We start from the raw sequence: 10,910 nt of genomic DNA on the forward strand, positions 1-10,910 counted from the left end.
GCCCGCGCCCGGCCCGAAGGCCGGGGCGGACGTCAATCCCCCAGTTCTCGATCGAGCAACGCGAAGAGCTCATCCGCGCTGGCGTCCGCCACCACCACGTGAGCCGGGACCGCGGACGGCTCCGGCTCGATCGTCGCCTCGTCGAGCATCGCCCGGATCCGGGTGGCCAAATGCTGCTTGTCCTGCGCCGAGCGGATGGTGGTGAACATCGAGCGCAACGCCGCGAGCTGATCGTCGACCGCCGAGGTCACCGCGGTGTCCTCCCACCGCCGCAGTAACAGTTTCGCGACCGCCGCGGCAGTCGGGTGGTCGAACACCAAGGTGGCGGGCAATCTGAAGCCGGACGCCTCGGACAACCGGTTGCGTAGTTCGACACCACCCAGCGAATCGAACCCCAGGCTCTTGAACGGGGTATCCGGCTCGACGGCGGCGGCCGACGGGTAGCCCAGCACCGCCGCCGCCTGCTCCCGGACGAATTCGAGTGCCAGCTCGTCCCGCTCGTCTTCGGCGGCGGCAGCCAGCCGCCGGGCCAGTCCATCACCGGGCACACCGGCACCGGACCGGCGTGGACGCGCGGGCACGAGACCGCTGAGCACTTCGGCCAGCAGCCCCGCCCGGGATTGCGCGGCCAAGGTGGAACGGTCGAACCGGGCGCCCACGACCACCGGCTCACCGGCCGACAGCGCGGCATCGAACAATATCGTCCCGACACCCTCGCCGAGCACCTCGATGCCCATCCGCTCCAACCGCGCCACGGCCGACCGGTCGAGCTCGCCGGTCATCCCGATGTCCGGGGTCCAGGGGCCCCACGCCACCGACACCGCGGGCAGACCCTCGGCACGCCGGACCCGGGCCAGTGCGTCGAGTACCGAGTTCGCCGCGGCGTAGTTGCCCTGCCCGGGTGAACCCATCGCGGCGGCCAGCGACGAGAAGACGACGAAGGCCCGCAGGTCGTGTCCGCGGGTGAGCTCGTCGAGGATCAGCGCGCCATCGACCTTCGGTGCCAGTACCCGGTCGATCTGTTCGGTGGTCAGCGTTTCGATCGTGCCGTCGTCGAGCAGACCCGCCGAGTGGATCACCCCCGTCAAAGGATGCGCGTGATCGATCGAGTCCAGTAGCGACGCCATAGCGGCGTGGTCGGTGACGTCGCAGGCGGCCACCCGCACCCGCGCACCCAGCCCGGACAACTCCGAGACCAGATCCGCTACGCCCGCTGCCGCCGCACCACGGCGAGATACCAGCAGCAGGTGTTCGACACCGTGTACGGCGACCAGATGCCGGGCCGTGACCGCGCCCAGGCCGGTGGTACCGCCGGTGATCAGCACCGTGCCGGTCCCGAACGCCCCGCCCGGCACCGATGCCGGGGCAGCGGCGGCACTCTGGACCACCCGGGGTACATACATTCGCGAGCCGCGCACCGCCAGATCGGCCCGGCCGGCCACCAGCGCGGCGTGTATCAGGTCGGGACTCAGCTCGTCGTCGTGGTCCAGCAGGATGATCCGACCCGGGTGCTCGGATTGCGCGCTGCGGACCAGTCCCGCCGCCGCGGCGGCCGCCAGATCCACCGGCTCGCCGTCGATGACGGTCGCCCGCCGGGTGGCGACGACGAGGCGGGCCTGGTCGGGAAGGTCCACGGCCAGCCAGGACCGGACCGTGTGCCAGGCGGCATGTACCGCCGCCCGGACGATTCCGGCGCGGTCTCCCGCCGATCGCGCGGGCCCGGAGCCGGCCTCCGGATCATCGGCGACGAGCGGACCCGGTCCCGGCGACCACACCACCACATCCGGAACCCGCTCGGTACCCGCCAGTTCGGGGTGATGCCGGTCGATACCGGGGATACGCACCGAACCCACGCTCGCGATCTCCCGTGCGTCCGGAAACCTCGGCTGCGGGAGTTCCGATTCGACCCAGCGCAGGCCCAGCACGGGTGCGGGCCGGGAAGCGACAGCGGCGGTCAGATCGGCCGCGTCGACCGGCCGGGAGGCGACGGCGTCGATGGTGAGCACCACCGCACCGGAGTCGTCGGCTACGTCGATGCCGACCCGACCGTCGCCGCCGGCGACCGCGCGCACCCGTGCCGCCCGCGCGCCGGGGCGCCACAGTCGCACACCGGCGAAGGTGTACGGCAACGGCAACCGCCCGGGCGGTAGATCATCGAGCAGTCCGGTGACGGCCACGTGCAGGCAGGCATCCAGGAGCGCGGGATGAACACCGAAACCGGTCGTCGAGCCGACCGCGGAGTCGTCGAGCGAGATCTCGGCGTAGGTGTGCTCGCCGCGGATCCACCGGGCAGTCACACCCTGGAAGGCCGGACCGTAGTCGAAACCCGCCTCCGCCAGCCGGTCGTAGATCGACTCATCGGCGGCCGGCTGTGCCCCGGCGGGCGGCCAGCTCGGCTCGTTCCAGCTCGGCGCGGACTCGGCGCCCAGGGCCAGTACCCCGCGTGCATGTGTCGCCCAGGGGTTCTCGTGGGCGGTGTCTCCGCCCGCGTGCAAACGGGAGTAGACCGTGAATGCCCGGCGACCTTCCTCGTCGGGCTTGTCGACACCGATCTGCATTTCGATATCGTCGCCGGCGGCGATCGACAGCGGAGCCTCGAGCAGGAGTTCCTCGACCGTGTCCAGGTGCAGGTGTGCGCCGACACTGCACGCCAGCTCCACGAACGCGGTCCCGGGCAGCAATACCGAACCGAAGACCGCGTGATCGGCGATCCACGGATGGGTCCGCAGCGAGAAGCGACCGGTGAACTGCCATTCATCCCGGCCCGCGAGCGGCAACCCGGTGGTGAGCAGTGGATGACCGAGCGAGCCGGTGGCCGGGTCCGCCCCCGGCGACAACCAGTACCGGTGATGCTGGAAAGCGTAGGCGGGCAGGATCACCCGCTCCAGCGGGCGCCCGGCGAACAGTTGGTGCAGGCGCACCGGTATCCCCGCCGTGTGCGCGCGGCCCAGCGCGGCGACGAAGCCGACGATCTCGTCTGTCGATCGCCGCGCGGACGCCACCACCGTAGCCGCCGCCGCGATCTCCGGGCGCTCGGCCAGGCTCTCCTCGATCATCACGGTCAGTGCGGCGTCCGGACCGACCTCGACGAACCTGCGCACTCCCGATTCGATCAGCAGCTCCACACCGGGTGCGAACCGCACACAACTACGCACGTGCCGGACCCAGTAGTCCGGGTCGCACACTTCGTCGGTGACCCGGGTGGCCGACACATTGGACACTAGCGGGATCGACGGTGCCCGATAGGTCAAACTCTGGGCCGCCGCACGGAACTCGTCCAGAATCGGTTCCATCACCACCGAATGCGACGCGTGCGAAATCCGCAGCACGGTGTGCTGTACACCGTCGGCCGTCAACCGCGCCTGAAGCTCGCCGACGGCGTCGGCGAAACCGGAGAACACCACCGAACGGGGACCGTTCACCGTTCCCACCGAAACCCGATCATCATTGCAGTCCAGGTACCAGGCCGCCTCCGCCTCCGAGACGGCCGCCGCCAGCATCGCCCCGCCCGACGGCGCCGACCCCATCAACCGGCCCCGCGCCGCGACCAGCGCGCACGCGTCCGTCAGCGACCACACCCCGGCCACATACGCCGCCACCAGCTCGCCCAGCGAATGGCCCGCCACCACATCGGGCTCCACGCCGAACGATTCCAGCAGCCGGAACATCGCCACCTCGAAAGCGAACAACGCCGGCTGCATCCAATCCATCCGGTCCAGCAGACCGTCCGGATCGGTGAACATCGCGGTGCGCAACGACCCGTCCAGGTGCGGATCGAACTCCGCGCACACCTCGTCCAACGCGGCGGCGAACACCGGGAACGCGCGCGACAACTCGGCACCCATCCCCACTCGTTGCGCACCACCACCGGTGAACAGGAAAGCGGTGGTACCCGCGGTCGCCTGGCCGGCCACGACAGCCGGCGACGGGATATCGGAGGCGAGCGCGGCCAGCCCGGTCAGCAATCCCTCCCGATCACCGCCGACCACGACACCGCGCCGGTCGAACGAGGTTCGGGTGTCCAGCAGCGACCGCCCCAGCGTCGCGGCATCCACGTCGGGATGCGCGGTCCACCACGCCCGTATCCGGTCTGCCTGAGCACGGAGCGCGGGCACCGACTTCGCCGAGACGACGAGTGGCACCACTTCGGCGGCCGGGACCGGCTCGCCGCCGGCCGGGGCCGCCGGCGCGGGTGACGGCCGCGGCGCTTCCTCCAGGATCACGTGAGCGTTGGTGCCGCTGATACCGAACGAGGACACTCCCGCGCGGCGGACGGCGGCACCGGCCGACCACGGTTCGGGCGCGGTGAGCACCCGCACCGCCCCGGCCGACCAATCGACATGAGGGGACAGTTCCTCGGCGTGCAACGACTTCGGCAACATCTCGTGTCGCAATGCCTGCACCATTTTGATGACGCCACCGACGCCGGACGCGGCCTGAGTGTGACCGATATTGGATTTGAGCGACCCCACCCGCAGTGGTTCCCGCGACCGGTCCTGCCCGTACACGGCCATCAGCGCGTGCGCCTCGATCGGGTCGCCCAGCGCGGTGCCGGTGCCGTGGGCCTCCACCGCGTCCACATCACCGGCGCGCAGCCCCGCGTCGGCCAGTGCGGCGGTGATCACCCGCTCCTGCGACGGCCCGTTCGGTGCGGTCAAACCGTTGCTCGCGCCGTCCTGGTTGACGGCGCTGCCACGCACCACGGCCAGCACGTCGTGACCCAGCCGACGGGCATCCGACAAGCGTTCCACCACCAGCACGGCGGCGCCCTCACCCCAGGACACGCCGTCGGCCGCGGCCGAGAACGGTTTGCACCGCCCGTCCCGGGCCAGGCCGCGCTGCCGGGAGAACTCCACGAACGGCAGCGGCGTGGCCATCACCGTGGCACCGCCGACCAACGCCAGTGACGTCTCGCCCTGCCGCAACGCCCGGCACGCCAGGTGCAACGCCACCAGCGACGACGAACACGCCGTATCCACGGTGAGGGCGGGGCCTTCCAGGCCCAGCGTGTACGCCACCCGGCCGGAGACCACACTGCCCGCGCCACCGGTGCCGATATAGCCTTCGGCGTCCGCGCCGGCGCGCCGGGCGAGGACCTCGTAGTCCTGATACATCACGCCGGTGTAGACGCTGGAATCGGAACCTCGCAACGAGACCGGGTCGATCCCGGCGTGCTCGAGTGCCTCCCAGGACACCTCCAACAGCAATCGCTGCTGCGGATCCATCGCTACCGCTTCCCGCGGCGCGATATCGAAGAACGCGGCGTCGAAGCCGGTCGCATCGTCGAGGAAACCACCCCGGCCCGAATACGAAGTGCCCGCGTGGTCCGGGTCCGGATGGATCAGGCCGTCCAGGTCCCAGCCCCGGTCGGCGGGGAACGCACCGATGGCGTCGGTACCGGCGCTCACCAGATCCCACAGTTCGTCCGCCGAGGACACCCCGCCCGGATACCGGCAGGCCATACCGACGATCGCGATCGGTTCGTCGGCCTCGGTACGGCGTTCGGTCCGGCGGGTTCGGGTGGTCCCACCCTCGATCTGCGTGCGCAGGTACCGAGCGGTCGCCGTGACGGTCGGGTAATCGAAAATCAGTATCGAGGGCAGCCGCAGGCCGGTGGCCTTGCTCAGCCGGTTCCGGAAATCGACTCCACCGAGGGAATCGAAACCCAGTTCGCTGAAAGGCTTTTCAGGGTCGATCGCCGCACCGGAGGGGTGTCCGAGCACCTCGGCCACCTGATCGCGGACGAAACCCACCAGGATTTCCTCGTGCGTGTCCGGTGTGGCGGCGGCCAGCCGGCGGAGCAGGTCCGCACTCTCGCCGCCGCCCCCGACGCGGCGCGGTGGTGGCGCCGGGACCAGTGTTCTCAGCAGGTCGGGTAGCACACCGGCACGGGACTGGATCGACAACGCCGGAATATCGAAGTCCACCGCGGCGAGGAACGCCGGACCTCCGGCCAGGTCCAGCAACGCCAAACCGTCGGCTTCGGCCAGCGACCGGAAACCCAGCCGCGCGAGCCGATCGACCGCCGCCGCGGCCAGCTCGGCGGTCATGCCGCTGTCCTGCTTCCACGGCCCCCACGCCACGGAGACCGCGGGCAGGCCGGCATGTATCCGCCGGTGCGCCAAGGCGTCCAGTACCGAGTTCGCGGCCGCGTAATTGCCCTGGCCCGCCGACCCGAGCATCCCCGCGACCGACGAGAACAGCACGAATGCGGCGAGATCGGCGCCGGCGGTGAGCTCGTGCAGATTCAGTGCTCCGTCGACTTTCGGCGCGAGCACCCGATCGACCCGATCCGGGGTGAGGGTGTCGATCGTGCCGTCGTCCAGGACACCCGCGGCGTGCACGACCCCGGTCAACGGGGGGCCGTCGGCGAGTGAGCCGAGCATGGCCCGTACCGCGTCGCGGTCGGCGATATCGCAGGCCACCACCCGGGGCCGGGCCCCCAGCTCGGTCAGTTCGGTGACGAGTTCGCCGACGCCTTCGCCACGATCACCGCGCCGGGACACCAGCACCAGATCACGGACACCGTGCGTCGTGGCCAGATGCCGCGCCACCAGCGCCCCCAGACCACTGGTGCCGCCGGTGATCAGCACCGCGCCGGTACCGAAGGTGAGCGCCGTGTCCGCACCGGTGCCGAGCCGAGTCAGCCGGGGTACCAGCAGGGACCCGGCCCGCACCGCCAGCTGCGACTCGCCGGTGGCCAGCGCCGCCGCAACCAGATCACCGGTCACCTCGGCGGTATCGCTGTCCACGAGCACGATCCGGCCCGGGTTCTCCGACTGCGCGCTGCGCACCAAACCCCAGATCCCCGCGGCGGCCAGGTCCGGGTCCGCACCGGGTAACCCGGCCCCGTCTCGGGTCACGACGACCAGCCGAGACTCGTCCGCCACGTGTGCGGCCGGCTGACTCAGCCAGCCGCGCACGGTCGCCAATGCCGCGTGCACCGCCCGATGCACCGCGTCGGCGGCCGCCGCGTCCGGTGATCCGGCCTCCGGGTCGGCGAACCACACCACGACGGTGGCGGGGGCGGCGCTCCCGTCGGAGGTCACGGATTCGGCGGCCGCGGACTGCGCCCAGGCGGCCATATCCGGCTGGGTTTCGGCGAAACCGGTCGCGCCCGGTCGGCCCACCGCGACGAGCCGTCGCTCACCCGCCGATCCGGGTTCCGGTGTATCCGCTGAGATCCAGCGGATTTCGTAGCGCGCGTCGCGGGCGGTGGAGGTCGCGCTGGTCAACGCTGCGCGGTCGATCGGGCGCGTCAGCAGCGATTCGATCAGGGCCACCGGGTCACCGGCGCCGTCGCGGAGCTCGACCCGGACGCTGCCGGAACCGTTGGCCCGGATCCGTGCCTGCACCGCAGCCGCGCCCGGACGGTACAGCCGGACCCCGTTGAACGAGAAGGGCAGCGGGACCTGATCGGTCCGCACCTCAGCGGCCAGGACATCGCCGGCCGCGTGCAGTGCCGCGTCCAGCAGTGCCGGATGCAGCCCGAAACCGGGAGCGTCCGCGCTGACCGCAGCCGGTAGCAGCACGTCGGCCAGCACCTCGTCCTCGGCCCGGGCGGTGCGGCGCACCCCCTGGAAGGCCGGCCCGTACTCGAACCCCTGAGTGAGCAATCGGTCGTAGAGCACTTCGGCCGCGGCCGCGGCGCCCTCGGTGAGCGGGCCGTCGAACCGGCCTGTCGGCAATACATCGACGGCCGCGCCGGGCGCGAAGACACCTCGGGCGTGCGTGATCGCGTCGGCGGCCGGGTCGTCCGCCGGGCGGGAGGCCACCAGGAACCGGCGCCGCCCGTCGGCGCCGGCCGCTTCCACGCTGATCTGGATATCGACCTCGCCGCGTTCGGCCAGCCGCAACGGCGCCTCGAGGACCAGCTCGTCGAGTACCTCCGCGCCCAGCCGGGCACCGGCCGCCAGCGCCAGCTCCACGAAACCCGTCCCCGGCAGCAGCACCGAGCCGAAGACCACGTGATCGGCGATCCACGTCTGCGCTGTCAGCGAGAGCCGGCCGGTGAACAGCCACTCGTCCCGGCCGGCGAGTGCGACGGCCGCGCCCAGCATGGGGTGGTCGACAGCCAGCAGACCGGCTCGGCGCACGTCACTCGATCCGTCGGTGGGCGTCAGCCAATACCGCTGCCGCTGGAAGGCGTAGGTCGGCAACGGAACCCGGCGGGGCGCGCGGTCGGTGAACAACCGGCCCCAGTCCACCCGCAACCCGGCCGCATGCGCGGTACCGAGAAAAGTGACGAACTGCGCCGTCTCGTCGACACCACGCCGACCGGCCGCGAGCACCACCGAACGCGCCTCGACCTCGGGGTCGGCGGCCAGACAGTCACCCGTCATCGCCGAGAGCACCGCATCCGGACCGATCTCGACGAACCGGCGCACACCCGCACCGATCGCGGCCTCGATCCCCGGAGCGAAACGCACGCCCGCCCGGACCTGACGCACCCAGTACTCCGGATCGGTCAGCACCGACCCGTCCACCACCGCACCCGTCACATCGGACACGATCGGGATCGCCGGCGCCCGGTAGCTCAGACCGGCCGCGATCGCGCCGAATTCGGCCAGCATCGGATCCAGCCGAGCCGAATGGAAGGCGTGACTCACCCGCAACCGGGTGGTCTTGGCGCCGCGTTCGCGCAGTTCACGTTCGACTTCGCCCACCGCGTCCGCGTCACCGGAGAGCACCACCGAGGCAGGGCCGTTGACCGCCGCCACCGACAATCTGTCCGGGTACCCGGACAGCAACTCGCCCGCCTCGGTCTCGGTGATCGCGACGGCCAGCATCGCCCCACCCGCCGGCAACGCACCCATCAGCCGGCCCCGCGCCGCGACCAGCGCGCACGCGTCGGACAAGGTCCACACACCCGCCACATACGCCGCGACCAGCTCACCGATGGAATGACCCACCAGGATGTCCGGGGCGAGCCCGAACGACTCGACCAACCGGTACAGCGCCACCTCGAACGCGAACAACGCCGGCTGAGTGAACTCGGTGCGATCCAGCAGCTCGCCCGCATCGGCCCGGAACATCAGCTCGCGCAGCGAACTGCCCAGCAATGGGTCGAAGACCGCGCACACCTCGTCCAGCGCCGCCGCGAACACCGGGAACCCGGCAGACAACCCGGCGCCCATACCCGCCCGCTGTGCACCCTGACCGGTGAACGCGAAGGCGGTACCGCCCGAACCCACTTGCCCGGATACCACGCCCGCACCCTGCGCACCCTCGGCAAGGGCCGCCAGCCCCGCCGCGAGTTCCGCGTGATCCCGGCCCACGACGGCCGCCCGCCACTCCAGCTGCGCCCGGGTCGTGCACAGCGAGTACGCGATATCCCATATTTCCCCGGCCGCATCCGGGTTCAGCAGATCGCGCAACCGGTCGGCCTGGGCCCGCAACGCCGCCTCGGAACCGGCCGACACCAGCAACGGAACGTACTCGCTGCCAGTCCGCTCCCCGATCACCGCCGACGGCGAATCTCCCTCGGCAGAACCGGAGACCGTCGTCTCACCGGGCTCCGGTGCCTCCTCCAGAACGATGTGCGCGTTGGTGCCGCTGACCCCGAACGAGGACACACCCGCCCGCCGTGGCCGCTGCCCCGCGCGCGGCCACGGCGCGCTGTCCTCGAGCAGTCGCACCGTCCCGGCCGACCAATCCACCAGCGGGCTGGGCTCGTCCACGTGCAGCGTCTTCGGCAGCACGCCGTGCCGCATCGCCTGAACCATCTTGATCACACCGCCGACGCCGGCGCCGGCCGACGTGTGGCCGATATTGGACTTGAGCGAACCCAGCCACAACGGTGTCTCCACCGGCCGCGCACCGTACACACCGATCAGCGCCCGCGCCTCGATCGGATCACCGAGTTTCGTACCCGTCCCGTGTGCTTCGACCACGTCGATATCCGCGGGATGCACACCGGCGTTGACCAGCGCCTGGCGGATGACCGCCTCCTGCGACAGACCGTTCGGCGCGGTCAACCCGTTGCTCGCGCCGTCCTGATTGATCGCGCTACCACGCACCACCGCCAGCACATCGTGGCCGAGCCGCACCGCGTCCGACAACCGCTCGAGTACCAGTACACCCAGCCCCTCGGCGAAACCGGTCCCCTCGGCCGCCGCCGCGAACGCCCGGCAGCGACCGTCGGGCGAGAGCGCGCGCTGACGCGCGAACGCGATCAGCAACGACGGATCCGACATCACCGTGACCCCACCGGCCAGCGCCAGCGAGGTCTCACCCTGCCGCAGCGCCTGGCAGGCCAGATGCAGTGCGACCAGCGAGGACGAGCACGCTGTGTCCACCGAGATCGCCGGCCCCTTGAAACCGAGGGTGTAGGCGACCCGGCCCGACAGCACACTGTTGGACACACCCAGGTAGACGTGGCCCTCGGTCTCGGCCGTGATCTGCGCCGAGCCGACCCGGGGCCCGTAGTCCTGGTGCGCGACGCCGGCGAACACACTGGTATCGCTGTCGCGCAGCGATACCGGATCGATTCCGGCGGCCTCCAGCGCCTCCCACGACGCCTCGAGCATCAACCGTTGCTGCGGATCCATCGTGGCGGCTTCACGCGGGCTGATCCCGAAGAAGCCCGCGTCGAAACCGGCGGCGTCGTCGACGAAACCGCCCTGGCGCGTGTAGATCGTGCCCGGCACATCCGGGTCGGCATCGAACAGCCGATCCAGATCCCAGCCCCGGTCCGCCGGGTAGTCCCCGACCGCGTCCACACCCTCGGCCACGACCCGCCACAGCTCGTCGGGTGAGGTGACCCCACCCGGGTACCGGCAGGCCATCCCGACGATCGCGATCGGTTCCCGCGACCGGTCGGTGACCTCGCGCAGTTGCTGTTTGGTGTCGTAGAGCTCTTTGGCGGTCTTCTTGAGATACCGGCGAAGCTCGTCGTTGTCGGCCATCGG

At 71.0% G+C, this 10,910-nt stretch carries 1 pseudogene; it reads right to left on the reverse strand.

Going from position 1 to position 10,910, the window contains the following annotated elements:
- Positions 1 to 32 precede the first annotated feature (32 nt).
- A pseudogene (locus tag OG405_RS19230) lies at positions 33 to 10,880 on the reverse strand (type I polyketide synthase); the annotation flags it as partial.
- Positions 10,881 to 10,910 lie beyond the last annotated feature (30 nt).

Source organism: Nocardia sp. NBC_01329, assembly GCF_035956715.1.
Lineage (GTDB): Bacteria > Actinomycetota > Actinomycetes > Mycobacteriales > Mycobacteriaceae > Nocardia.